The sequence below is a fragment of the Glycocaulis sp. genome (assembly GCF_050485565.1).
Classification (GTDB): Bacteria; Pseudomonadota; Alphaproteobacteria; order Caulobacterales; family Maricaulaceae; genus Glycocaulis.
This window is the reverse complement of sequence record NZ_JBJHBQ010000006.1, coordinates 16,312-42,109: the sequence shown is the minus strand read 5'-3', so window position 1 is coordinate 42,109 and position 25,798 is coordinate 16,312. Positions and strand designations below refer to the sequence as shown.

General features: G+C 63.4%; 20 protein-coding genes. 12 read left to right on the top strand and 8 right to left on the bottom strand.

What is annotated here, in order from left to right:
• Window positions 1-32: 32 nt before the first annotated feature.
• Window positions 33-455: a MerR family transcriptional regulator gene (locus ACQ5ID_RS08000; RefSeq protein WP_429911926.1), complete on the bottom strand. Its 423-nt coding sequence runs from the start codon at window positions 453-455 to the stop codon at window positions 33-35.
• A gap of 116 nt (window positions 456-571) precedes the next feature.
• Between ACQ5ID_RS08000 and ACQ5ID_RS07995 the strand changes: the two genes are divergently transcribed.
• The 8 genes from ACQ5ID_RS07995 to ACQ5ID_RS07960 all read left to right on the top strand — a co-directional run bounded on the left by ACQ5ID_RS07995 (window position 572) and on the right by ACQ5ID_RS07960 (window position 11,317).
• Entirely contained in the window at window positions 572-1,453 is an 882-nt protein-coding gene (locus tag ACQ5ID_RS07995) for an SDR family oxidoreductase (protein WP_429911925.1), read from the top strand.
• The gene (locus ACQ5ID_RS07990; RefSeq protein WP_429911924.1) at window positions 1,453-3,063 is read left to right on the top strand and encodes an acyl-CoA carboxylase subunit beta; all 1,611 of its coding nucleotides are present in this window, start codon (window positions 1,453-1,455) and stop codon (window positions 3,061-3,063) included. The genes ACQ5ID_RS07995 and ACQ5ID_RS07990 overlap by 1 nt, the downstream gene beginning before the upstream one ends.
• Before the next feature lie 20 nt (window positions 3,064-3,083).
• On the top strand, window positions 3,084-4,241 hold the full coding sequence (locus ACQ5ID_RS07985; RefSeq protein WP_429911923.1) for an acyl-CoA dehydrogenase family protein: 1,158 nt from the start codon (window positions 3,084-3,086) through the stop codon (window positions 4,239-4,241).
• A complete protein-coding gene (locus ACQ5ID_RS07980; RefSeq protein WP_429911922.1) occupies window positions 4,241-5,041 on the top strand; it encodes an enoyl-CoA hydratase/isomerase family protein in 801 nt (266 codons plus the stop codon). The genes ACQ5ID_RS07985 and ACQ5ID_RS07980 overlap by 1 nt, the downstream gene beginning before the upstream one ends.
• A gap of 169 nt (window positions 5,042-5,210) precedes the next feature.
• A complete protein-coding gene (locus ACQ5ID_RS07975) occupies window positions 5,211-7,175 on the top strand; it encodes an acetyl/propionyl/methylcrotonyl-CoA carboxylase subunit alpha (RefSeq protein ID WP_429911921.1) in 1,965 nt (654 codons plus the stop codon).
• Complete coding sequence (locus ACQ5ID_RS07970; RefSeq protein WP_429911920.1) at window positions 7,172-8,035, top strand: 3-keto-5-aminohexanoate cleavage protein; 864 nt, start codon at window positions 7,172-7,174, stop codon at window positions 8,033-8,035. Before ACQ5ID_RS07975 ends, ACQ5ID_RS07970 begins: the two co-directional genes overlap by 4 nt.
• 2 nt (window positions 8,036-8,037) lie before the next feature.
• Window positions 8,038-9,855, top strand: a complete 1,818-nt coding sequence (locus tag ACQ5ID_RS07965) for an AMP-dependent synthetase/ligase (protein WP_429911919.1) — start codon at window positions 8,038-8,040, stop codon at window positions 9,853-9,855.
• On the top strand, window positions 9,845-11,317 hold the full coding sequence (locus tag ACQ5ID_RS07960) for a flavin-containing monooxygenase (RefSeq protein ID WP_429911918.1): 1,473 nt from the start codon (window positions 9,845-9,847) through the stop codon (window positions 11,315-11,317). Before ACQ5ID_RS07965 ends, ACQ5ID_RS07960 begins: the two co-directional genes overlap by 11 nt.
• 323 nt (window positions 11,318-11,640) lie before the next feature.
• Here ACQ5ID_RS07960 and ACQ5ID_RS07955 read toward each other — a convergent pair whose 3' ends face one another.
• Window positions 11,641-12,561 (bottom strand): alpha/beta hydrolase, encoded by a 921-nt coding sequence (locus ACQ5ID_RS07955; RefSeq protein WP_429911917.1) that lies wholly within the window; start codon window positions 12,559-12,561, stop codon window positions 11,641-11,643.
• Complete coding sequence (locus ACQ5ID_RS07950) at window positions 12,561-13,505, bottom strand: alpha/beta fold hydrolase (RefSeq protein WP_429911916.1); 945 nt, start codon at window positions 13,503-13,505, stop codon at window positions 12,561-12,563. The genes ACQ5ID_RS07955 and ACQ5ID_RS07950 overlap by 1 nt, the downstream gene beginning before the upstream one ends.
• Window positions 13,506-13,589: 84 nt before the next feature.
• Between ACQ5ID_RS07950 and glpK the strand changes: the two genes are divergently transcribed.
• Both glpK and thrS read left to right on the top strand, forming a co-directional pair.
• The gene (gene glpK / locus ACQ5ID_RS07945; RefSeq protein WP_429911915.1) at window positions 13,590-15,086 is read left to right on the top strand and encodes a glycerol kinase GlpK; all 1,497 of its coding nucleotides are present in this window, start codon (window positions 13,590-13,592) and stop codon (window positions 15,084-15,086) included.
• Window positions 15,087-15,182: 96 nt separating this feature from the next.
• Window positions 15,183-17,018, top strand: a complete 1,836-nt coding sequence (thrS, locus tag ACQ5ID_RS07940; RefSeq protein ID WP_429911914.1) for a threonine--tRNA ligase — start codon at window positions 15,183-15,185, stop codon at window positions 17,016-17,018.
• A 117-nt stretch (window positions 17,019-17,135) separates the two neighbouring features.
• Here thrS and ACQ5ID_RS07935 read toward each other — a convergent pair whose 3' ends face one another.
• The 5 genes from ACQ5ID_RS07935 to ACQ5ID_RS07915 form a co-directional block, all read right to left on the bottom strand.
• The gene (locus tag ACQ5ID_RS07935; protein ID WP_429911913.1) at window positions 17,136-18,542 is read right to left on the bottom strand and encodes an NAD(P)(+) transhydrogenase (Re/Si-specific) subunit beta; all 1,407 of its coding nucleotides are present in this window, start codon (window positions 18,540-18,542) and stop codon (window positions 17,136-17,138) included.
• Window positions 18,539-18,874 (bottom strand): NAD(P) transhydrogenase subunit alpha, encoded by a 336-nt coding sequence (locus ACQ5ID_RS07930; protein WP_429911912.1) that lies wholly within the window; start codon window positions 18,872-18,874, stop codon window positions 18,539-18,541. Before ACQ5ID_RS07930 ends, ACQ5ID_RS07935 begins: the two co-directional genes overlap by 4 nt.
• 130 nt (window positions 18,875-19,004) lie before the next feature.
• Entirely contained in the window at window positions 19,005-20,129 is a 1,125-nt protein-coding gene (locus tag ACQ5ID_RS07925; protein WP_429911911.1) for a Re/Si-specific NAD(P)(+) transhydrogenase subunit alpha, read from the bottom strand.
• 97 nt (window positions 20,130-20,226) lie between these two features.
• Entirely contained in the window at window positions 20,227-20,520 is a 294-nt protein-coding gene (locus ACQ5ID_RS07920; RefSeq protein WP_429911910.1) for a hypothetical protein, read from the bottom strand.
• Between the two features lie 86 nt (window positions 20,521-20,606).
• Window positions 20,607-21,533, bottom strand: a complete 927-nt coding sequence (locus ACQ5ID_RS07915; RefSeq protein WP_429911909.1) for an alpha/beta fold hydrolase — start codon at window positions 21,531-21,533, stop codon at window positions 20,607-20,609.
• 312 nt (window positions 21,534-21,845) lie between these two features.
• Here ACQ5ID_RS07915 and ACQ5ID_RS07910 point away from each other — a divergent pair, with 312 nt between their 5' ends.
• Together ACQ5ID_RS07910 and ACQ5ID_RS07905 are read left to right on the top strand one after the other, a co-directional pair.
• The gene (locus ACQ5ID_RS07910) at window positions 21,846-23,330 is read left to right on the top strand and encodes a sigma-54-dependent transcriptional regulator (RefSeq protein WP_429911908.1); all 1,485 of its coding nucleotides are present in this window, start codon (window positions 21,846-21,848) and stop codon (window positions 23,328-23,330) included.
• A 210-nt stretch (window positions 23,331-23,540) separates the two neighbouring features.
• A complete protein-coding gene (locus ACQ5ID_RS07905) occupies window positions 23,541-25,784 on the top strand; it encodes a DPP IV N-terminal domain-containing protein (RefSeq protein ID WP_429911907.1) in 2,244 nt (747 codons plus the stop codon).
• Window positions 25,785-25,798: the final 14 nt, after the last annotated feature.

Genomic DNA, 25,798 nt, shown 5'->3' with positions numbered 1-25,798 from the left:
ACGTAGTGAGCGTCTCGAAGGACGAGGGACAACTACCCCTTCAACTTCCTCAAGCGCTCCTTTGAGCCTTCATGGATCAGGCGCAGCTCGTCCAGCGTCTCGTCGATCTGGCGGCGCTTGTCTTCCAGCTCGGCAATCTTCTCGCCCGTGCGCTCGATCACATAGCGCAGCTGCTTCTCCCGGCCCTCGCCCTCGCGCCCGAAGAGTTCAAGGAAGGTGCGGATTTCGGAGAGCTTCGAGCCGATGGATTTGGCCCGCAGGATCAGCGACAGGCGCTGGCGGTCCGTCTCGGTATAGATGCGCTGGGTGCCGACGCGCTTCGGGCTGATGAGCCCCTTGTCCTCATAGAATCGGATCGTGCGCTGGCTGATCGAGAAATGCGCAGCGAGATCGGCGATCCCGTAGAGGGTTTCGCCTGTCCGCTCTGCCTTCATGTCTGCTGCCGCTCTGGCCATTTTCACGCTGCCTGACGCTTACAAGAACTGCTTGACGTATACGTAAGCATGCGCCAGCCTGAGGGAGATGACAAGAGCCCCGCCAGACGGGCCAGTCAGGGAGGAGACGCACACCTGTGACCGCCAAGGGGTATGACAGCGTATTTCGCGATGATCTGTTCGCCGGGAAGACGGTAATCGTCACCGGGGGCGGGTCCGGTATCGGCCGCTGCACGGCCCATGAGCTGGCAAGCCTTGGCGCAACGGTCATCATCACCGGGCGCAAGACAGAGAAGCTGGAGAGCGTCGCCGCCGAGATCACGGCAGATGGCGGCGCCTGCCACATGGCAAGCTTCGACATCCGCGATGAGGAGGCCGTGAAGGCCGCCGTGGCGGAGATCGTCGCGCAGCACGGCCCCATCCATGGCCTCGTCAACAATGCGGGCGGGCAGTTCCCAGCCAGCATGCAGGACATCTCCAAGAAGGGCTGGGACGCGGTGATCGCGACCAATCTGACCGGCGGCTTCCTGATGATGCGTGCCGTGTTCGATGCCTCCATGGCCGAACATGGCGGCACGATCGTCAACATGACGGCAGACATGTGGAACGGCATGCCGGGCATGGCTCATTCCGGTGCCGCGCGCGCAGGCATGGCCAATCTCACCAAGACGGCAGCCTTCGAGTGGGCGCAGTATGGCGTGCGGGTGAACGCGGTGGCACCGGGCTGGATCGCCTCGTCGGGCATGGACACGTATGGCGGCGCGGTGCGCGCCATGATCCCGCACCTGCGCCAGCACTTGCCCGCCAAGCGCATGGGGACGGAGGCGGAAGTTTCCTCTGCCATCGTGTTCCTCTTGAGCGAGGGCGCGAGCTTCATCACCGGCGTGACGCTGGCCATTGATGGCGGCGCGCCGCTCGGCAGCGCGGTCTTCCCGCTGCCTGACCATGAGAAGAGCGTGGCCTATAATGGCTTCCACCGGGCGGTGGACCCGGACGTCCTGCGCGGAGGTGGCAGCTAATGCCTGTATTGTCGTCCCGCCTCAACGCCTCAAGCGACGAGTTTCGCGCCAATGCGGACAAGATGGCCGAGCGCCTCGCCGAAGTGCGCGCGCTGGAAGAGAAGGTCCGCGCCAATTCCGAACGCAAGCGCGCAGACTTTGAAAAGCGTGGCCAGCTACTGCCCCGCGAGCGCGTGGCGCGGCTCCTGGACCGGGATGCGCCCTTTATCGAGCTCTCCCCGCTGGCGGGCCTGAAAATGCACGATGATGACGGAGATCGCGGCGCCTCTGGCGGCGGCTCCATTGTCGGTATCGGGCAGGTCTGCGGCAAGCGCGTCATCATTGGCGCGTCCGACAGCGCCATCAAGGGCGGCACGGTCGCGCCCATGGGTCTCAAGAAGTCCCTGCGCGCGCAGCAGATCGCGTTTGAGAACAAGCTGCCCATGATCCACCTGGTAGAATCGGGCGGCGCAAACCTGCTCTATCAGGCCGAGATTTTCGTGGATGGCGGCAGGAGCTTTGCCAATCAGGCGCGCCTGTCTGCTGCCGGCATTCCGCAGATCGCGGTGGTGCATGGCTCATCAACGGCGGGCGGGGCGTACCTGCCGGGCCTCTCGGATTACGTGGTGCTGGTGAAGGGCAATTCGAAAATCTTCCTCGCCGGCCCGCCGCTGGTCAAAGCCGCGATTGGCGAGGACGCGGACGATGAAAGCCTTGGCGGCGCAAAGCTCCATGGCGAGGTCACGGGCCTTGGCGAATATGTCGCCGAGGATGATGCGCAGGCCATCGCCTATGCCCGCGAGATCATGGACAAGCTGAACTGGGATGCGGCCACCCCGCCGGGACAGGGCGAGCCGCCCAAATTTGCCAGCGAGGAATTGCTGGGCGTCGTCCCGGCTGATGACCGCACGCCCTATGACGTGAAGGAAGTGATCGCCCGCATCGTGGACGGTTCCGACTTCCTTGAGTTCAAGGCGCGCTATGGCGCGGAGACGGTGTGCGGCCATGCCCGCATTGGCGGGCATCTCGTCGGCATTCTGGGCAATAACGGCCCGATCCAGCCGGAAGGCTCGATGAAGGCAGGGCAGTTCATTCAACTCTGCGATCAGTCCGGCACGCCGCTCATCTTTTTACAGAATACCACCGGCTACATGGTCGGCTCGAAGGCGGAGGCCGATGGCGCGATCAAGCACGGCTCGAAAATGATCCAGGCCGTCGCCAATGCGCGCGTACCCAAGATCACCATCGTGCTTGGCGGCTCCTATGGCGCGGGCAATTACGGCATGTGCGGGCGCGGGTTCGATCCGCGCTTCATCTTCGCCTGGCCAACCGCCCGCACCGCCGTGATGGGCGGGGCGCAGGCTGCCAAGGTGATGGAGATCATCACCCGCGCCAAGAATGAGCGCGCCGGCCAGCCGACCGATGAAGATGGCCTCAAAGCCATGAGCGACATGATCCGCACCGGGCTGGAGGAGCAGTCCTACGCCCTCTTCGGCACGGCGCGGCTGTGGGATGACGGCATTATCGATCCGCGCGATACCCGCGCCATCCTAACCGAGAGCCTGAATATCTGTGCGGAAGCTGATGCCCGCACGCTCCACCCCAACACGTTTGGCGTGGCCCGCTTCTAGACCCTTGAAGGAACGCTCCCATGCAGTTCACGACCGAACACAACCAGCTTCGCGACACGATTGCCAAATTCGTCGCGACCGAGATCAACCCTCATGTGGAGGAGTGGGAGAAGGCCGAAGAATTCCCCTCCCACGAGCTTTTCAAGAAGATGGGCGATCTGGGCCTTCTGGGCCTGCGCTGGCCGGAGAAGTTCGGCGGGGCGGGGCTCGATTTCTCCTACGCGCTGGTGCTCGCCGAGGAGCTGGGGCTTGTAAACTGCGGCGGCGTGCCGATGGCCATCGGTGTGCAGACCGATATGGCGACCCCGGCGCTGGCCAATTTCGGCTCTGACGAGCTGCGCGCCGAGTTCCTGGCCCCGGCCATCTCCGGCGATGCGGTGGTGTGCCTTGGCGTGTCGGAGCCGGGCGGCGGGTCTGACGTGGCAGCGCTGAAAACCACAGCAAAGTCAGACGGCGATGATTACGTCATCACCGGCACCAAGATGTGGATCACCAATGGCATGAAGGCCGACTGGTGCTGCCTGCTCGCCAACACCTCCGACGGCCCGGCCCATGGCAATAAATCCCTCATCATCGTGCCGATGAATTCCAAGGGGATTACCCGCCAGAAAATCCACAAGATCGGTATGCACTGCTCGGACACCGCCCAGCTCTTCTTTGACGAGGTGCGGGTGCCCAAGCGCAACCGGATCGGGGATGAGGGCGCGGGCTTTCTCTACCAGATGCTGCAATTCCAGGAAGAACGCCTGTTCGGCGCGGCCTCTTCGCTCAAAAGCCTCGACCGGGCGATTGATCTGACCATTGAATACACGCGCGACCGCAAGGCGTTCGGCCATTCGGTGCTGGATAATCAGGTCGTCCATTTCCGCCTGGCCGAACTTCGTACCGAGGTGGAGGCGCTGCGCGCGCTGACCTACCGCGCCGTGGCGGACTTCATGGAAGGCAAGGACGTGACCCGGCTTGCCTCCATGGCGAAGCTGAAATGCGGCCGCCTGACGCGTGAAGTTGCCGATAGCTGTCTGCAATACTGGGGCGGCATGGGCTACACGTCCGACAACCCCATCGCCCGCTCTTTCCGCGATGGCCGCCTGATCTCTATCGGTGGCGGCACGGACGAGATCATGCTGGGCATTATCTGCAAGCTGGAAGGCACCCTTCCCAAACGCCGGAAGGACTGATGAGCGCGCCCGAGACAATCCTGATCGAAACCCGTGCCGGGGTGCGTCATGTGACGCTGAACCGGCCGGAGACCCGCAACGCCATGTCGCTGGCCATGGTGGACGAGCTGCTGGCCGCGCTTAAAAGCGCCGAGAGTGACGGCGTGCGTGCGATTCTCCTCAAAGGCGCGGGCGGGCATTTCTGCTCCGGCGGGGATGTGAAGGATCTGGGCGCGGCCTATGCAGGCCCCGGCCCGGATGGTGAAGACCCGGCAGCGAAGGTCAACGCCCAGTTCGGGCATCTATGCAAAGCCTATGCGGAGACCGGCCTGCCGGTGATCGTCGTGCTGGAAGGCGCGGTGATGGGCGGCGGGTTTGGCCTGGCGTGCGTGGCCGATGTGGCGCTGGCGCGCGAGACGGCGCTGTTCCGACTGCCCGAAACCGGGCTTGGCCTCGTCCCGGCGCAAATCGCGCCGTTTCTGGTGGAGCGTCTGGGATATTCTGAAGCGCGACGGCTTGCCGTGACAGGCGGGAAGATCGATGCGGAGGCGGCACTCTCCTTACGCCTCGTTCACGGCGTGCATGAGGGCGAGGAGGCGATGAATGCGGCGCTGGAAGCGGTGCTCGCCGATATCCGCAAGGGCGCGCCGAACGCCATAGCCGAGACCAAGCGCCTGATGCGCCGCGCGCGCCTGCACGATGCGGGTTCGCTCATTGACGATGCGGCCAAGGTGTTTGCCGCCGCTGTGCGCAGCGAGGAGGGCGCGGAAGGGCTCTCTGCCTTCATCGAGAAACGCCCCGCGAAATGGGTGCAGGGATGAGCGCGATCAGTCCCGGCACGGCGGTTTCTCCCCCCGTTTACGGGGGGAGTGGCCTGAAAGGCCGAGGGGGGGATTTTGAAAAGAGAAGTTTCCCCCCTCCGTCAGCTTCGCTGACACCTCCCCCGCAAGCGGGGGAGGACACCCTCTCTAGCCCGACGAGGGCCGCGCCATGACCACACCCATCAAATCTGTGCTGGTGGCCAATCGCGGCGAGATAGCCGTACGCGTGCTGCGCTACGCCAAGAGCCGCAATATCCGCGCGATTGCCGTCTATTCCGATGCCGATGCGGACGCGCTGCATGTGCGCGAAGCGGATATGGCCGTGCATATCGGCCCGGCAGCGGCCTCGGAGAGTTATCTGAAAATCGAGGCGATCATTGCGGCGGCTAAAGCGACCGGCGCGGATGCGATCCATCCAGGCTATGGCTTCCTGTCGGAGAATGCGGCCTTCGCGCGGGCCTGCGCGGCCGAAGGCATTGTCTTCATAGGCCCTCCGGCAGACGCCATCGAGGCAATGGGCGACAAGGCGCGCGCCAAGGCGCTGCTGGCCGCCTCCGGCATATCCATGGTGCCCGGCTGGCAGGGCGAGGATCAGTCTGACGGCAATCTCGCAAGCCAAGCCGAGGCAATCGGCTATCCGCTGCTGATCAAGGCCGTCGCAGGCGGAGGCGGGCGCGGTATGCGCGCGGTCAACGCAAGGGAAGAGTTCGCCGAAGCCCTGAAATCGGCCCGCCGCGAGGCAAAGTCTGCTTTTGGCGATGACGCAGTGCTTCTGGAAAAGCTGATCCATCCTGCCCGCCATGTCGAGGTGCAGGTCTTCGCCGATCATCATGGCAACACTATCCATATCGGCGAGCGCGACTGCTCGGCCCAGCGCCGCCGCCAGAAAGTGATCGAGGAAGCACCTTCGTCCGCCGTCAACGAGACGCTTCGCGCCGCCATGGGCGCAGAGGCTGTGCGGGTGGCAAAGGCCGTGGGCTATGTCGGCGCAGGCACGGTGGAATTCCTGCTGGATGCGGCCGGGAAATTCTACTTCCTCGAAATGAATACCCGCCTGCAGGTCGAACACCCCGTGACCGAAGAGGTTTACGGGATGGACCTTGTGGAATGGCAGTTTGTGGTCGCCTCTGGTGGCATACTGCCCGCCACGCAGGAGCAGATCGCGCCGGACGGCCATTCCATCGAAGTGCGGCTCTACGCAGAAGACCCGCTGGACGGGTTCAAGCCGCAATCGGGCACCATCGCCTATTTCGAGCCTGACGATGCCGCGCGCGAAGTGCGCATCGATACCGGGTTTGAAACCGGCGACGCGGTGAGCACCGCCTATGACGCGATGGTGGCCAAAGTGATTGCCTTTGCGCTCAATCGCGATGAGGCGATAGACCGGCTGATCGCCGGGCTTTCCAAGGCCCCGATGCTGGGCGTGAAGACCAATCGCGATTTCCTCATCCGGCTTCTCGATAGCAAAGCCTTCCGCACCGGCGCGGTGACGATCTCTGATCTGGATGAGTGGGCGGCGTCCGCCAGTGGCCCGTTCGCGCCGGAACCTGTACCCGGTGAGGCGATAGCGGTGGCGGCAGCTTTGCTGGCCTCCCCTGCAGAGGGCGCGGTGCGCGGCGGATCGGTAAAGCGCTTCACCCTGCCTCTGGAAGCGAACAGCGAAGCTGTTGACGTTTTCGTGGAGCAGGAGGGCGCGCACGCCGTCACGGTGAGCCTCGGCGAGGCCCGCCATTCGATCACCCTCCTTGAAGAAGACGCGCCCCATTTGCGCTACCGCCTCGACGGGGTGGACCGGCAATGCCAGGTAGCCGAAGGCGAAGACGGCACGCTTCACATCGCGCTGGAGCGCCGCATCGTGGCGGTGCGTGAACCGTCTGCCTTCTCAGGTAGCGATGCGTCCGATCCCTCGCGCATTACCGCGCCCGTTTCCGGCGCTCTGGTGGCGGTGAATGTGAAGCCCGGCGACGCGGTGAAGGCCGGCGATGTGCTGGCCCTGATGGAAGCGATGAAGATGGAAATGCGCCTCACCGCCGCCGCGAACGGCGTGGTGAAGGCTGTGCATGCAGCCGCAGGCCAGCAGGCCGCAGGCGGCACGCTTCTGATTGAACTGGAACTTGAAGGATCAAAGCCATGAGCAAGGCCGTCATCACCTGCGCGATCAATGGCGTGCTGACCAATCCCAAGCAGCACCCGGTGCCCGTCACGCCAGCCGAGATGGCGAAAAGCGCGCGCGAGGCCTATGACGCGGGCGCCGCCGTCATGCACGTGCATTTTCGCATGCAGGAAGAGGGGATGGGCGGGTTTCCAAGCTGGGACCCGGATCTGGCGCTGGAAATGTGCGACGCGATCCGCGATGCCTGCCCCGGCGTCATCATCAACCAGACGACCGGCATTGTCGGCCCGGATGTCTCCGGCCCGGTCGCCTGCATCCGCAAGGTGAAGCCGGAAATCGCGGCCTGCAATGCGGGCTCGCTGAACTATCTCAAACTCAGGAGCGACGGGTCATGGGCCTGGCCGCCCATGATGTTTGATAATCCAGTAGAGAAGATCCAGACCATGATCGACGCCATGGCCGAGACCGGCGCGCATCCGGAGTTCGAGTGCTTCGATGTCGGCATTGTCCGCTCGGTCAACATGTATATCGAGAACGGGATGGCCCCGTCTGCGCACTATAATTTCGTGATGGGCGTGGCGTCGGGCATGCCGTGCGATGCGCGCCTGCTGGAGCTGCTGACCGAGTACAAGCGCGAGGGCGATCCCTGGCAGACCACGCTGATCGGGCGCAGTGAAATCTGGCCGGTCCATCAGCGCGCGGCGGAGCTCGGTGGCATGCTGCGCACTGGTCTGGAGGACACGTTTTATCTGCCGGACGGGGAGCGCGCATCTGGCAATGGCGCTCTGATCGAAGCTCTGGTTCAATGTGCGAGAAATGCGGGCCGGGAGATTGCCTCTCCGTCAGAAGCCCGCGCGCTGATGAACCTTCGGGGAGGATAATCATGGTAGCTGCTACCGCCGCTGATCTGCCGCGTCTGGCCGGAGGCAAACGCTTCGCGTCTACACCGGCCCGTCTGATCGAAAATGGTGAGACCAAACCGGATGCACCGGCCTATGTCTTCCATGACGGGTCTGGCTGGGTAACGCGGGGCTGGCGCGAATATGCCGATGAGGCGCGCCAAGCCGGACGCGCGCTGGTCGCGCTGGGCTTCCAGAAGGATCAGTCGGTTGCGATCCTGGGCTTTAACCGGCCTGAATGGACGGTGATGGCCAACGCGGCGATGATGGCGGGCGGGCGGCCTGCAGGCATTTACTGGACGAGCGCGCCGCCGGAAATCGCCTACATCCTCCAGCATTCCGAAAGCCCGGTCTATCTGGTGGAAGATACCGAGCAGGCCAAGAAGGCGCTGGAGCTCAAAGCCGAGTGCCCGAACCTTTCCCATATCGTTGTCATGCGCGGGGCAGAGGCCCCTGAGGGCACCATGAGCTGGGACGCCTTCATGGCGCTCGGCACCGAGGATCATGAGGCCGAACTCACGGACCGGCTCGACGCGCTGGAAGAGCACGGCATCGCCACGCTCATCTATACCTCCGGCACGACCGGCCCGCCCAAGGCGGTGATGCTGAGCCATGGCAATGTGGCGTGGAGCGCGTCAGCGCTGATCGGGATGTTCGGGCGCAGCGGCAATGACCGCTCGCTCTCCTATCTGCCGATTGCCCACATCGCCGAGCAGCAGGCTTCGGTGCACAATCACGCGGCCGCAGGCGGCACGCTCTGGTTTGCGCGCTCCATGGAGACGCTGGCCGAGGATCTGAAAGCCTGCCGGCCGACCATCTTTTTCGGCGTGCCGCGCGTCTGGGAGAAGATGGCCGAGACCATTCAGGGCCGCCTTGCCGAAGCGACCGGCCCCAAGGCCAAGCTCGCCAAATGGGCGATGGACACGGCGCGCGAGGTCAATCTTGCCCAGGTGGACAACAAGTCCGTCTCCCCGCTTCTCAAAGCCCAGAAGGCCATCGCCGACAAGCTCGTTCTTTCCAAGGTCAAGGACGCGCTGGGGCTGGACAAATCACGCATGCTGATCTCCGGCGCGGCGCCGATCTCGACCGAAGTGCTGCGCTTCTTCGCCGGGCTCGATCTGGTCATCTATGAGGGCTATGGCCAGTCGGAAACCTCTGCCCCGTCCAGCTTCAACGGCCCCGGCGCAGCGCGCCTCGGCTCGGTGGGGCGTCTGGTGCCGGGCATGCAGGCGCGCGTCACCGAAGAGGGCGAGCTGCTGGTCAAGGGCCCGAACATCTTCAAGGGCTATATGAAGAATAATGACGCCACCGCCGACAGCTTCACGAGCGATGGCTGGATGCGCACCGGCGATGTCGTCAATATCGATGATGACGGCTTCATTTTCATCACTGGCCGCATCAAGGACATCATCATCACGGCGGGCGGCAAGAACATCACGCCGGCCAATCTTGAAACCGATCTGATGAACATTCCGCTGGTCGAGCACGCCGTCGTGGTGGGCGATGCCAAGCCCTATCTCGCCGCCCTTCTCACCTTGAGCGCGGACGGGCTGGCCGCTTTCGCCAAAAAGCACGGCCTTGAAGGCGATATCCGCAATCACCCCAAGGTGCTGGAGGCCATTCAGGCGGGCATTGATGATCTCAACACCCGCCATGCGCGCGTGGAGAATATCCGCAAGTTTGCCATCCTGCCCGGCGCGCTGAGCGTGGAGGGCGGGGAGCTGACACCGACCATGAAGGTGAAGCGCAAGGTGGTGATTGAACGCCACCGGGAGACGGTTGAAAGCCTCTATGCCAAATAGCAGGCCCTTGCCGGAGAGGCTGGACACGCTTGTCATCGGGGCGGGCATGTCCGGCATCGCCATGGGCTATCACCTGAAACGGCGCGGGCTGGATGATTTCCTGATCGCGGAGAAATCAGACGGTTTTGGCGGTGTCTGGCGCGATAACCGCTATCCCGGCGCTGGCTGCGATGTGCCAAGCCATCTTTACTCCTTCTCCTTCGCGCTAAAGCCTGACTGGAGCCGGAAATACGCTCTGCAGGCCGAAATCCTCGACTATTTTGAAGAGTGCGCCGAGCGCTTCGGGCTGGGGCCGCATCTGCGCACTGGCTTCACCGTCCGCTCACTGACATTCGACGAAGGCGAAGGCCGCTGGCAGGTCCGTTTCTGGGATGGCAGCCAGACCAGCGCGCGCGTGGTCATCAGCGCGGTCGGCCAGCTTTCCGAACCCTTCACGCCTGAGATTGAGGGCCTTTCAGATTTTGCCGGCCCCGTGATGCATACGGCGCGCTGGGACAGTTCGGTAAAGCTCGACGGCCAGCGTGTGGCGCTGATCGGCAATGCTGCAAGCGCCATCCAGCTTCTCCCTGAAGTGAGCGAGCGTGCCCGCGAGCTGACCATCTTCCAGCGCACGCCCAACTGGATCATTTCCAAGCCGGACCGGGCCTTTACCGCGTTCGAGAAATGGGCTTTTGCGCATATCCCCAGCTGGCAGAGACTCTATCGCTGGGGGAGTTTTCTCATCCACGAGCTGCGCTACTCGGCGCTTGTAAAGGGATCGCTCGCCAGCCGTTTCACGCGCTGGACGGGTAAACGCAAGATCGCCAAAGGCATCAAGGATCCGGAATTGCGCGCGAAGCTGACGCCGGACTATCCGCCCGGCTGCAAACGCATCCTGCTCTCCAATGATTTCTTCGAGGTGATGCAGCGCGGGAATGTCCACCTCGTCACGGATGGTATCGCCCGCATCCATGCCGATGGCGTGGAAGCAACCAATGGCGAAATCATCCCCGCTGATACCCTCATCCTCGCCACCGGCTTTGTGACCACCGAGTTCCTGCCGACGCTGGAGGTGACGGGCTCAGATGGCCGGTCCTTGCGGGATGCATGGGGCGCCTCGCCGCGCGCGTACAAGGGCGTGGCGGTCGGCGGTTTCCCCAACCTCTTCATGCTCTACGGGCCGAACACCAATCTGGGCCATAACTCCATCATCTTCATGGTGGAGCGGCAGGCCGAATATATCGCCGACAAGGCGGGCCTGATCCTTGATGGCGGGTTGAAAACGCTTGCCGTCCGGCCGGAGGCGGAAAACCGCTATAATGCGGATTTGCAAAAGCGCCTCTCAAAGACCGTGTGGGCGGGAGACTGCCCCTCCTGGTACAAGACGGCAGACGGCGTCATCACCCAGAACTGGGAGGGCCTTGCCACCCGCTTTGCCCGCACGCTTCGAACTCGCGATGATGCGGATTGGGAGGGGGTGTAACACCTCTTTGTCATCACCCGCTTCATGCGGGTGATCCATCTTTTTCTTATGCTCAGCCCATCCGGGCTTCGCTCCTCGCATTAGCTCGGGCGCGCGGTCGCGCTTGCTGGCCGCAACGCGGCCCGGGAGGCTGCTTTTCCCTCGCCCTTCGAGCGCCATTGTGTCCGAAAGGATGAGGACGGCGGTTTCTCCCCCCGTTCACGGGTGGGGTGAGAAGCGAAGCTTTGAACGCCCGAAGGGCCGAGGGGGGGGATTGTCCATAAAAGTTTCCCCCTCCGTCAGCTGCGCTGACACCTCCCCCGTAAACGGGGGAGGAAAGAGGTCTAAGCCAGCTGCAGTTCCACCCAGACGCGTGCGCGGTCAATGGCCCAGTCGGCTTCCGGGATGAGGGGGGAGAAGATCTGGAAGTCGTGCCACATATCTTCCCAGATCTCGCAATCGACCGGCACGCCGGCGGCTTCCAGCTTTTCGGCCAGACGCGTGGAATCGCTCAAGAGAATTTCGTCGGAGCCGACCTGAATGAGGGTTGGCGGCAGGCCGTTCATCTCCGCAAAGATGGGCGAGGCTTCCGGGTCATTGCCGGGCCGACCGCCCAGATAAAGCTCGCCGCCTGCGGCCAGATAGCCGGGGTTCAGCATGGGATCGCGCATGGCCTTGGTTGCCACGCTCTCCCCGCTCATGGAGAGGTCGGTCCAGGGGGACAGAAGGTAGAGCGCATCGGGAATGCGCTTGCCCGCATCGCGCAGGCGGATCGTTGCTGACAGTGCCAGTCCGCCACCGGCTGAATCGCCGCTGAGGATGACCGGACCTTTTTCGTTTTCCATCACGGCCTCAATGGCGGCGACGGCATCCTCGATCGCTGCGGGGCAGGGGTGTTCGGGTGCCATGCGGTAATTGACCGAGACCGCGTTGAGGGAGAATGCGCTTGCCATGCGGGCGACCAGCGCGCGGTGGCTGAGCGCAGAGCCGCGCGAATACCCGCCGCCATGCAGATAGATCAGCACACCTTTGCGGGCATTTTCAGGGGCGAAGGCCAGCGCGTCGCAGCCGCCAATCTCCGTGCGTGCCACTTCCACGCCCCTGGGCATGGGAAGCTGGCGGCCCGCCTTGTCCATGCGGGCGCGGCCGTGTTTGGCGCTGGTGGTGGGCGACAGGCTGGACCGGCCAGCCTTGCGGGCCATGCGGCGGCCCAGAAGCGAGCGCAGGCGAAGCCCTTTACGGGCCGGAATGGTCTCGATGGTCATTATGCCTCGCGTCCTTCGGCGATGATGCGTTCCGCCCAATCAGCAAAATCGCTCATCGCCTGCTCATAGCCGATATCGTTGAGGGTTTCGTGGCGGGCCTTGGGATCGTGGCGCATCGTCACGCGCGTGAAGCGGTTATTGTAGAGCCGTCCGGCGAAAATTTTCAGCGCCTTGCCGTTATTCGTTGCCGGGTCTGCGCCGCCGCCCGCCAGATGGATCGGCAGGTCGCGGGCCATGTTCTCCAGCCGTGCGCCATCTTCGGCGCGTTCAAATCCATTGACGAAATCGCGCCACAGCACGCGTGAGGCGACCCAGCCGCACCCGGCGTCAGCAATATAGGCGTCGACCTCTTCAGGGATACGCGACAGCCAGTCGCAATCGGTGCGGGCTTTCCTGATCCGCTTGCCCCAGGCTTCAAAGGTCAAAGCGTTCATCCACAGGCTTGGCTCTGTCTGCTTGCGCACAAAGCCTTCCAGCCAGATCACGGTGCGCATCAGTCCGGTCAGGCTGCCCAGCGCCAGATTGGAATTCCACACCGCGACACCGGCGAGATGGGTGTGCTCGTCCATCGCCTGGTTCATGGTGATGACACCGCCCATGGAGTGGCCGAACACGATCACCGGCAAGCCGGGAAAGCGCGCCTGCATATGTTCTCGCACGAAGCGGGCATCGCCCATCAGCTTGTTCCAGCCATCTTTGAGCGCATAGATTCGCGGCGGCGCATCCGGGGCGGTCGTCTGGCCGTGGCCGCGATGATCGTGCGCGCTGACGTGAAAGCCGCGGCCTGAGAGATAGCGGGCAAAGCGCTCATAGCGCCCGCCATGTTCGGCAAGGCCGTGATGGATCATCACAATGGCCTTGGCGGGGCCTTGCGCCTCCATCACCCGCAGCGCCAGCCGCGCGCCGGTTGCACTCTCCACGAACTCTGGCTGGAACCCGCCCATCAACACCCCCTTACGCTTTGCTTTGATGAGTTTAGCCTGCATTCTCTCGCCGCTGCCACCATCTTGGCATCAGGGGGAGAAGCCATGCTCAGCCGTTCGCGCAAAGCGCCCGCCATTCTGGCCATCGATCAGGGTACGACCTCCAGCCGTGCCATGGTGTTTGACCTGGAAGGCAAGGTAATCGCGCTGGCACAGGAGGAATTCAACCAGATCTATCCCCGGCCCGGCTGGGTGGAGCATGACCCGGAAGTGATCTGGGCGACTGTCCTCTCCACCGCGCGCAAGGCGATCAAGGCCGGTGAAGCCAAAGGCCATGAAATCACCTGCCTTGGCGTGACCAATCAGCGCGAGACGACTTTGGTCTGGGACCGCCAGACCGGTGAGCCGGTCCACAATGCGATTGTCTGGCAGGACCGGCGCACGGGCGAGGCTTGCGCGAAGCTGGCAGCCGATGGCGCAGGCGCGATGGTGGCGGGCAAGACCGGGCTGGTGCTGGACCCTTACTTTTCCGCTACCAAGATCGGCTGGATACTCGATTCTGTGCCGGGCGCGCGCAAAAGGGCTGAGGCCGGAAAGCTCGCCTTCGGTACGGTGGAAAGCTTCCTGATCTGGCGGCTGACAAAAGGCAAGCGCCACATCACCGACGCCACCAATGCCAGCCGGACCAGCCTATATGATCTTGAGGCTCAGAGCTGGGATGGCGAACTCTTGCGCCTGTTCAACATTCCGCGCGCCATTTTGCCAGACGTGGTCGATTGTGCGGGCGATCTGGGCGTCGCTGACAAATCGGTGCTCGGCAAGACGATACCCATAACTGGCGCGGCGGGCGACCAGCAGGCCGCCGCCATCGGTCAGGCATGCCTGTCGCCCGGCGAGATGAAATCCACCTATGGCACCGGCGCCTTCATGATTCTCAACACGGGCGAGACGCGCGTGACCTCGCAGAACCGCCTGCTGGCCACGACCGCCTGGCGGCTGGAGGGCAAATCCGCGTTTGCGCTGGAGGGGTCGGTGCTATCAGCGGGTGCAACGATCCAGTGGCTGCGCGACGGGCTGGGCCTGATCTCGAAGGCGTCCGAAGTGGAGGCGCTGGCGGCCGGGGCCGACCCGGACGCGCCGGTCTATCTGGTGCCAGCCTTTACCGGGCTTGGCGCGCCGCACTGGAAGCCCGAAGCACGCGGCCTCATCACCGGGCTGACGCGCGGGGCAGGCCGGGCCGAGATTGCGCGCGCGGCGCTGGAATCCACCGCCTTCCAGACCCATGACCTGCTAACCGCCATGCGCGCCGACGGGGCGCAGACGCTAACTCTGAAAGTGGATGGCGGGATGGTGGCCAATAATGCCTTCCTGCAGCGGCTGGCGGATATTTGCGATCTGGAGGTGGTGCGTCCTGTGAACACCGAAACCACCGCCTGGGGCGCGGCCTTTCTGGCGGGGCTCGGGGCCGGGCATTTTGCCTCAATCAATGAGGCGGCAAGCCTGTGGAAGGCAGATCAGCGCTTTGCTCCGGCGGCTGATCCGGGCTGGCGGACACGTCATCTGGCGGGCTGGGCGGATGCGCTCCGGCGCACCACAATGTAATAATATTACACTTACATGGAATCCGGTCATGGACTTGTGCAGCGCACGCGCTTAAATCCGGTCCCTTACCGTTCACCCTTTACCGTCAAGAAGCCCATGTCACAGCAAGACTTCCCCCTTGATACGAAGCGCCACACGGCGGCCCATTTGATGGCCGCTGCCGTGAAGGAAATCTGGCCAGAGGCCCGGTTCGGTGTGGGGCCTGCGACCGCGACCGGCTTCTACTATGATATCAACCTGCCCAATACACTGACGCCGGAAGATCTCGCCACGATCGAGAAGCGCATGAAAGAGATGCGCAAAGAGCGTATCGCCATGGTGCGCGAGGAGCTGCCGATTGACAGCGCCATCGAGTATATGCGCCGCGAGGGGCAGGACTTCAAAGTCGAGCTTCTCGAACTCTTGCGTGACAAGGGTTCGACGGCGATTGCCAAGGAAACGGGTGATGAGAGCGTGGCCGGTGATGGCCTGGATTCCGTCAGCTTCTACAAGCTCGGCAATTTCGTTGATCTGTGCCGCGGCCCGCATGTCGATCATTCGGGGCAGGTCGGTCATTTCAAGCTGCGCTCCATCGCCGGTGCCTATTGGCGCGGGGATGCGAAAAACCCCCAGCTGCAGCGGATCCACGCCCTGTGCTTTGACAGCAAGGAAGAGCTGGACGCCGAGGTGCTGCGCCTTGAAGAGCAGGCCAAGCGCGATCACCGCAAGATCGGCAAGGAGCTGGGGCTTTTCACCATCGTGGAAGAGGTCGGCGCGGGCCTGCCGCTATGGCTGCCGGCGGGCAATGTGATCCGCGACGAGCTGGAGCATCTGGCCCGTCAGGAAGAGCGCGCCGCAGGCTACAGCCGTGTCTCCACGCCGCACATCACCAAGGGCGAGCTGTATCACAAGTCCGGGCATCTGCCGTACTATGCCGATGACATGTACGCGCCGATCATGATCGACGAGCAGGAGTATTACCTGCGCCCGATGAACTGCCCGCACCACCACATGATCTACGCCCATGACCAGTGGAGCTATCGCGATCTGCCGGTGCGCCTGTCGGAATACGGACAGGTTTATCGCTATGAGGCGTCGGGCGGGCTTTCGGGCCTGATGCGCGTGCGCGGCTTCTGCCAGAACGATGCGCATATCTATTGCCGTGAAGACCAGGCCAAGGACGAGTTCTTGGCCGTGATGCACATGCACGCGAAATACTACCGCATGTTTGGCATCGAGGATTTCTGGATGCGGCTTTCCCTGCCCGATTTCGATAATCTCGACAAATATGTCGACGATACGCAAGGCTGGATGAAGGCGCTGGGTATCCTCAAAGAGGCGATGGACGAGTCCGGTTATCCGTACAAGGAAGTTGATGGCGAGGCGGCCTTCTACGGCCCGAAAGTGGACTTCATGGCGAAGTCCGTCGTCGGGACCGAATATGCCATTTCCACCAACCAGCTCGACTTCATGGCCACCAAGCGCTTCGATCTGGAATACACGTCCGAAGACGGCTCCAAGCAGCCGGTCTATGTGATCCACCGCGCGCCGCTGGGCTCACACGAGCGCTTTGTTGCCTTCCTGATCGAGCACTATGCCGGCAAATTCCCGGTCTGGTTGGCGCCCGTACAGGCGGTCGTGATCCCGATTGCCGACCGGCATGAGGACTACGCCAGAGAGGTGGAAAAGCGCCTGTTCAACGCGGAGACCAAGTCTGTGCATTCGGGCATTCGCGCGGAAGCGGATCTGGCTGGCGAGCGCATGCAGAAGAAAATCCGCAACGCGCAGAACCGCAAAATTCCGTACATGCTGGTGGTCGGCGATGCCGAGGCCGAAGCCGGTACGGTGGCCCTGCGCCACCGCGATCATGGCGATCTCGGCACGGTGAGCGTGGAGGATGTGATTGCGCGCATCACCCAGGAGATCAACACGCGGGTGGATCAGCCTGCGTAGCCCCTCGCCCTTCGAGACACTTCGCTTCGCTCGCCCTCAGGGTGAGGGGTGTTGTGCAGCTCCCTCATGCTGAGGAGCGGCTGAAAGCCGCGTCTCGAAGTACGAGGGAAAGCACCCCTAGTGCATGCCCTTGACGATGCTCTCGGTCATCTTCTTGGCATCGCCCAGCAGCATCAGCGTGTTGTCGCGGAAGAAGAGCGGGTTTTCGACGCCAGCGTAGCCAGAGCCCAGCGAGCGCTTGATGAACATCACCGTGCCCGCCTTCCACACCTGCAGCACAGGCATGCCGTAAATCGGGCTGGAGGGGTCGTCCTCGGCGGCCGGATTGGTCACGTCATTGGCACCGATAACGAAGGCCACATCGGCCTGCGAGAAAGCCGAGTTGATGTCTTCCAGCTCAAACACCTCGTCATAAGGCACCTGGGCTTCGGCCAGCAGCACGTTCATATGGCCGGGCATGCGCCCCGCTACCGGGTGGATGGCGTAGGCGACGTCCACGCCTTCGGCTTTGAGCGCATCGCCCATTTCCTTGAGCGCATGCTGGGCCTGCGCCACCGCCATGCCATAGCCCGGCACGATGATGACCTTGCCGGCGTTCTTCAGGATGAAGGCGGCGTCCTCGGCCGAACCCTGCTTGACGATGCGCCCGCCGGTATCTTCGGCTGAGGAGGCGACGCTCTCGCCGCCAAATCCGCCCAGCAGGACCGAGATGAAGGAGCGGTTCATCCCCTTGCACATGATGTATGAGAGGATCGCGCCCGATGAGCCTACAAGCGCGCCGGTGACCAGAAGCGCGGTGTTTTCCAGCGTGAAGCCGAGCGCGGCAGCCGCCCAGCCCGAATAGGAATTGAGCATGGAGACGACGACGGGCATGTCCGCGCCGCCAATCGGCACGATCAGCAATACGCCAAGCGCGAGCGCCAGAACGGCGATGATCCAGAACGCCATTTTCGCGTCGCCGCCAGACGCGACCAGGAAGGCGATGAAGACAGCCGAAGCAATGCCAAGACCAAGGTTCAGCCAGTGCTGGCCTTTGAACACCAGAGGCGCGCCGGACATGATGCCCTGCAGCTTCAGGAAGGCGATGATGGAGCCGGAGAAGGTGATCGCGCCAATGGCCGTGCCGATGCCCAGCTCGATGAGGGAGAGCGCCTTGAGGCTGCCGGTCTCGTCAGCAATGCCGAACGCGGTGGGCGCATAGAGCGCGGCGGCAGCGACCAGCACCGCGCACAGGCCGACCAGCGAGTGGAAACCGGCCACCAGCTGGGGCATGGCCGTCATGGCGATACGGCGCGCGACGACCGCGCCAATCGTGCCGCCAATGGCTATCGCGCCCGCGATCACGATAAAGCCGGTAAAGCCGATATTGAGCATGAGCAGCGTGGTGGTGATGGCAATCGCCATGCCCGCCATGCCGAAATAATTGCCCCGGCGCGAGGTTTCAGGGCTGGACAGCCCGCGCAGCGCCAGAATGAAGAGAATGCCCGAGCCGAGATAGAACAGGGCGGCAAGATTGGGGGTCATTCACCGGACTCCTTGGGCGCTGCCGCAGGCCGCTCTTTCTTCTTGTACATGGCCAGCATGCGCTGGGTGACGAGGAAGCCGCCGAAAATATTGATCGAGGCGAGCAGCACGGCGAGCAGGCCCGTGCCTTGTGCAAACCGGCTGTCCGGCCCGATGGCGGCGGCTCCGGCGGCCAGTAGCGCGCCGACAATAATCACCGAGGAAATGGCGTTGGTCACGCTCATCAGCGGCGTGTGCAGGGCCGGGGTGACCGACCACACCACGTAATAGCCCACGAAGATGGCGAGCACGAAAATCGCCAGCCGGTAGATGTTCGGATCAATGGCTTCCATACGTCTCACTCCGCCCCGTCAAGAGAGGTTCTGTCTGCTAGCCGAGGAAAACCGCTGCGGCGGCAAAGGCGCTCAGCGTAACAATGGCCACACCGGCCATCACGATCTGGGTAATGCGGCGTTTCATGGACTATCCTCCGAGGGAAGGATGAACGATTGCGCCATCGCGCGTCAGCGTCATCCCCTTGATGATCTCGTCCTCCCATTGAGGCGAGAGTGCGCCATCCTCACCGCGCAGAAGCGGGGCGAGATTGACGAAATTCTTGGCCAGAAGCTGCGAGGCGTCGGCGGCCAGGCGTGCAGGCAGATTGGTGTAACCGGCGATCTTCACCCCGCCATGCTCGACAATCTCATCGGCCTTGGTCAGCTCGCAGTTTCCGCCCGTGCCGGCGGCAATATCGATGATGACCGAGCCGGGCTTCATTGTCTCCACCATGGCTTTGGTGATGAGGCGCGGGGCGGGGCGGCCGGGGATCAGCGCGGTCGTCACCACGATGTCCTGCTTGGCGATGTGGGCGGCGACCAGCTCGGCCTGTTTGGCCTTGTAGGCGTCGCTCATCTCCCTGGCGTAGCCGCCAGCGGTCTCTGCGGCCTTGAATTCCTCGTCCTCGACCGCGATGAATTTCGCGCCCAGCGAGCCGACCTGTTCCTTGGCAGCGGGGCGCACATCATTGGCTGATACAATCGCGCCCAGCCGACGCGCGGTGGCGATGGCCTGCAGGCCGGCGACGCCAGCGCCCATGATGAAGGCTTTGGCGGCAGCAACCGTACCGGCAGCGGTCATCATCATCGGGAAAGCGCGGCCATATAGCGCAGCGGCCTCGATGACCGCGCGGTAGCCAGCCAGATTGGATTGTGAGGAAAGCGCGTCCATGGACTGGGCGCGCGTGATGCGCGGCGTGTACTCCATCGCCAGCGCATTGACACCCGCATCCGCGCACGCCTTGGCGAAATCCTTGTCGCCATGGGGATCGAGCAGGCCGACCAGCACAGCGCCGCGTGGCAGCTTGGCAAGGGTTGCCGCATCGGGGCGGCGCACGGTGAGGAAAAGCTGGCCATCCTTGATGGCTGCGGCGCGCGTGACGCATTTCGCGCCAGCGGCCTCGAACGCCGCGTCGGTGACGCTGGCAGACAGCCCGGCACCCTTTTCGACCGAAACGCTGGCACCGGCCTTCACAAGCGCCTTCACCGAATCCGGCGTGGCGGCCACACGGGCTTCGCCGGGAAAGCTTTCGGTGAGAACGGCTATGCGCATGGTGACATCCTGTCTGGCCCGGAAGGGGAAGTGTTCAGGGTGTCACCATGCGCGAATCTCGCAGATGCGCAAAGACGAAATTTGGTTAAGCGTGGCGCTAACCTGCAAATACCGCGATGGCGAGGCCAACAATGCCCGTCAGCACCGTCAGGACACCCGTCGTCAGCCAGTACCACGGCCCCTGCTTCATGATGACGCCGCCAATGACACCCACCGCCAGGGCGATGCCCAGCGAGGTGAACCAGCCGGTCCCGGTGGCAAAGGCGAAAGTCAGGAACACAATCGAATAGGTCAGTATCAGCGAGCAGGACACGCCCGCTTTCATCACGCCGACATACATGCCGTGCTGCTCGGAAATATCCATTTCGCCGCGGGTATAATCAGATGCCATGTCGGGACTCCGTCTGGTCGATTGAGGCTGTTTGAACGGCAAGTAGCATGGGTTTGTCCGGTGGCCAAGACCATGCAGAAGCGCGGTTACGCTCGCGGTGCCCAGCCTTCGCACAAAGCCTGCAGCACACTTGCCACAGCCAGCGGCTGATCGAGGATGAGATGATGTTTGGCGTCAGGCACGCTGATGAAGGGCGAGCGGGTGAACACGCCGCGCATATAGTCCCATGTCTCTGCCTGCATCAGGCGCGATTGCGCGCCACGCACGAAGGCCAGCGGGCATTTCAGGCTGGCAGCCGCCTTCTCCGGGTCGCGGCGTTCCCAGGTCAGCTTGGCCCAGAGATCGGGGTCGAACTTCCATGTCACCCCGCCTTCAGCCTCTTTCAGCGAGCCGCGCGCGATATGGTCCAGCAGCCAGAGATGCTCGCAGGGCTGGTCGGGCAGCAGGCGGAAGCGCGCCAGCGCGGTAGCCGTATCCTTGTAAACCCGTCCGCCGCGCCGGGGCGGTGAGCCTTCACGCTGCTCGGTCTGCGGGCGGATAGGACTGTCGAGAATGATTCCGGCGCGCAGCCGGTCACCCAGTGTAATAGCGGCCGTCAGTGTGACAAATCCGCCAAAGGAATGCCCGGCGAGTACGGGCTTGGCCGCCTCGAACGCGCCGCCAGCCTCGGCGGCGGCCAGCACGTCGGCTGCATGGTCATTCATGGAATAGACGTCGCGCCAGCCGCTATCGCCCATGCCGGCCAGATCCGGCGCGACGACGCGGTAGCCTTCAGCCGCCAGAAACGGCCCGATAGCATCCCACCAGCCTTTATGCGCCGTGCCGCCATGGACAAGGATCAGTCCCGGTGCGCCGCGCTCCCCCCATGCCTTCCAGCTGAGCGCGATGCCGAGGCGCTCGGCCTGTCCGGTTTCGCATGCAGTTTCCTGCGTGCGCACAAACCATTTCGGGCCAGCCAGCTTTTCACCTTTAAGAGCGGCAAGCGGGGAGGGCGGGCGTTCGCGGTCAGCCATGAGGCAAGGTCCATTCGCAAAACGGGGCGGGGTGTGCAGCACCCGGCAAAGGAAGGGAGACACTGGGTAGGCCGCAGGCAGGCCCGCGTCAATCAACGCGGTTCACAGCTCCGGCAACCTATTGCTAACCCTCTATTTACCCTAACCAATTCTCACCGACCTCTACACGTGACCTTAACCGGAGGTGTCCCATAACGGTGCGCATCAGGGGCGGGTCCACCAAGAGCCTGGCCGTTCACGCAGAACACTGCGGGGCGGCCATCAAGGGCCGGGACACGCCTCACCAAGGTGGGACAAAAGGGTGTGGGTGACATGGCCAAGACTATTCTGATCGTCGACGATGATCCGACGCAACGCCGGCTGATGCAGGCGGTTCTCGAAAAGCAGGGGCATCACCCCGAAATGGCCGAGAGCGGGGAGGTTGGGCTGGAGCGTATCCGGCGCGGCGGTATTGATGTCGTGCTGCTCGACATGGTCATGCCGGGCATGGACGGTCAGGAAACGCTTGAAGCCATAAAGGCGCGTGAGCCGGACCTGCCGGTCATTGTCCTCACAGCCCATGGCGGCATCGAGACGGTGGTGAAAGCCATGCGCGCCGGGGCGGTGGACTTCTTCGTGAAGCCCGCCAGCCCGGAGCGCATCGCGGTCTCCATCCGCAATGCCTTCAAGGTGAAGGATCTGACCGGCGAGGTGACGCGCCTCAAACGCGCCCAGTCCGGTCAGCTGGGCTTTAAAGACATGATCGCGTCTGCCCCTGCCATGCGCCAGGTTGTGCGTCTGGGTGAGCGGGCGGCCAAGTCCAACATCCCGATCCTTGTTACCGGCGAAAGCGGCGTCGGCAAGGAGCTGGTGGCCCGCTCCATCATGGCGGCGTCTGACCGGGCGGGACGTCCGTTCGTGGCCGTGAACTGCGGCGCGATCCCGGAAAATCTGGTGGAATCAACCCTGTTTGGTCACGAGAAGGGCGCCTTTACCGGCGCGGTGGCCAAGCATATGGGCAAGTTCCAGGAAGCTGATGGCGGCACGCTCTTCCTCGACGAGATTGGCGAGCTGCCGCTGGACATGCAGGTGAAGCTCTTGCGCGCCTTGCAGGAAGGCGAAGTCGATCCGGTCGGCGGCAAGAAGCCGGTGAAGGTCGATGTGCGCATCATTTCGGCGACGAACCGCGATCTGGCTGAGCAGGTCAAATCCGGCGCGTTCCGCGAAGACCTGTTCTACCGCCTCAACGTGTTCCCGATCGAGGTGCCGAGCCTTTCCGAGCGCGCGGACGACATCCCGGCGCTGGTGCGCCACTTCATCGCCCGCTTCAACGCGCAAGAGGGCAAGACCGTGCTGGATGCCACATCGGAGACAATGGACATGCTGGCCCGCCATCACTGGAAGGGCAATGTGCGCCAGCTGGAAAACGCCGTCTTCCGAGCCGTGGTGCTGTGCGATGGCGATTATCTCACCCCTGAGGACTTCCCGCAGATTTCCGGTCTCAACCCGACCCTGCGGTCGGCTGAAACCGAGCGTCCGGCTCCAGTTGCCGATACGGCGGCGCCGGCTGAGCCGGTGGAGGAGGCCGGGGGCGAGACCAACGGTCATGCATCGGCCTTCCCGGTGGACATCACCGATGCGGGCGGGCATTTGCGCCCCCTGGAATCCATTGAGCGCGATCTGATTGCCTTTGCCATCGAGACCTATTCGGGCCGCATGGCGGAAGTGGCGCGCAGGCTCGGCCTTGGCCGCTCCACGCTCTACCGCAAGGTGCGCGAATACGATCTCGAAGTGGACAATTTCCGCGAGGCGGGGTGAAGGCTGCCTAACAAGTGTCATGGCCCGCTTCATGCGGGCCATCCATGCCTGAGAAGTGAGAGCTAGCGGTATCCTTGCAGGCATGGGTCCCCCGGACCGCTACGCGGCCGGAGGATGACAACGGATCAAACGTATGCGCCTTCAAACTCTGGCCAATAATCGATCAGCCTAGTAGCGTCCGGTCAGTTTCAACTGACCGGACGTTTTTTCATGCGCGCTGCCCTTGCTGCCCTCCTGCCGCTTGCCCTTATTGCCTGCGAGAACGGTGAGGCGCCGCCCGCCGCCGGGACACAACATGCTGCCGGCGAACGCCTGACAATCGAGCGGCTATATGGCTCGCCTGATCTCACCGGCCCCACGGCGCGTTCGGTGCGCTTCTCACCTGATGGCAGCCGGATCAGCTTCCTGCGCGCCAAGGAGGATGACCGCACGGTGCAGGATCTCTGGGCGATGGATGTCGAGACAGGGCGCACCTACGTACTCGTTGACGCGCACCAGCTGGCACCTGAAGAGCGCGAGCTGACCGAGGCCGAAATCCAGTATCGCGAACGCGCGCGCATTACCGCCACAGGCGTGGTCAGCTATGACTGGGATCAGGCGGGCGAGGCGGTGCTGGTGCCGCTGGATGGTGATGTCTTCTACGTCAATGTGGAAACCGGCGAGGCGCGCCGCCTCACCGAAACCGAAGAGTTCGAGACCGATGCCAAGGTCAGCCCGCGCGGCGGCTATGTCTCCTTCATCCGCGAGCAGAATCTCTGGGTGCACGACCTTGCCACCGGTGAGGAGCGCGCCCTGACCACTGAAGGCGGCGGCGCGATCAGCTGGGGCATGGCCGAGTTCGTCGCCCAGGAAGAGATGAGCCGCTATACCGGATACTGGTGGTCGCCTGATGACAGCCGCATCGCGGTTGCCCGCGTCGATGAAAACCCGGTCATGGTGGTCGAACGCTTTGGTATCTCCGCCGAAGGCGTCTCTGTCTCCGATCAGCGCTATCCGCGCGCCGGCACGCCGAACGCCATTGTCACCCTGCATGTGATCGATCTGGCCTCTGGCGAGGTCACCGACATGGATATGGGCCGTGAGACCGATATCTACCTCAATCGTGTTGACTGGAGCCAGTCTGGCGGGACGCTATGGGTGCAGCGCCAGAACCGCGCGCAGACGCAGTGGGACTTGCTGGCGCTGAACCCCACGACCGGAGCTGAAGATGCCACACGGCGCATCACCGAAACGGCTGACACCTGGATCAATCTGACCCATGATCTGCGTGTCACGAGCGGCGGGGGGCTGCTCTATCTTTCCGAACAATCGGGCTTTCGCCATATCCGGCGTGTTCACGCCGATGGCACGGCGGAAAACATCACCTCCGGCGAATGGGTGGTGGACGATATTGCGGGCGTGAATGAGGACACCGGGACGGTCTGGTTTACCGGCTGGATGGAAAGCCCGCTGGAGCGTCATCTCTATGCGGTCAGCCTGGAGGGCGGGGAGCCGGTGCGCATCACGCAAGCCGATGGCCGCTGGGTCGCAGCGGTTGGCACTGGCGGGTCAGGCTTTATCGGCACGCATTCCGGTGTGGGAACGCCTCCAAACACTGCGCTTTACGCCATTGACGGGACGCGCATCGCCTGGGTGGAGGAGAACCGGCTGGATGACGCCCACCCCTACGCGCCCTTCCTGCCCTCCCATGTGACGCCGGAATACGGCACACTCACTGCGGCGAACGGCGAGACCGAGCTCTACTGGCAGATGTACCGCCCGGATCATTGCACAGCCGCCCATCCCTGCCCGGCCATCGTGCAGGTTTATGGCGGGCCGCTGGTGCAGACCGTGCACGCGGGCTGGCAGCCGCTTCGCGACCAGATACTCGTCCAGTCCGGCTATGTGCTCTTCAAGGTCGACAATCGTGGCACGTGGAACCGGGGCCATGCCTTTGAGGCTGAGCTGCACCTGCGCATGGGCGTTCTGGAGGTCGAGGACCAGCTGGCCGGTCTCGACTGGCTGCAGGCGCGCGATTTTGTTGATGGCAACCGGGTCGGCCTGTGGGGCTGGTCCTATGGCGGCTACATGACGCTGATGACCACGCTGCAGGCGCCGGGCCGGTTCGCCGCCGGGATTGCGGGCGCGCCGGTCACCGACTGGGCGCTTTACGATACCCATTACACCGAGCGCTACATGTCCACCCCGCAGGATAATGCGGACGGGTATGAGGCCGGATCAGCCTTTGCCCATCTCGACGGGTATGAGACGCCGCTGCTCATCATTCACGGCATGGCCGATGACAATGTGACCTTCGATCACTCCACGCGTCTCTTTGCCGAACTGCAGGAGCGCGGGGAGCTGTTCGAGATAATGACCTATCCCGGTGAACGCCACGGCATCCGCCCGCCGCCCTTGCAGATCCATCTTCTCAGGACACAGATGTCCTTCTTCGACCGGCATTTGCGCGAGTAGGCCCAGCGTAGGCT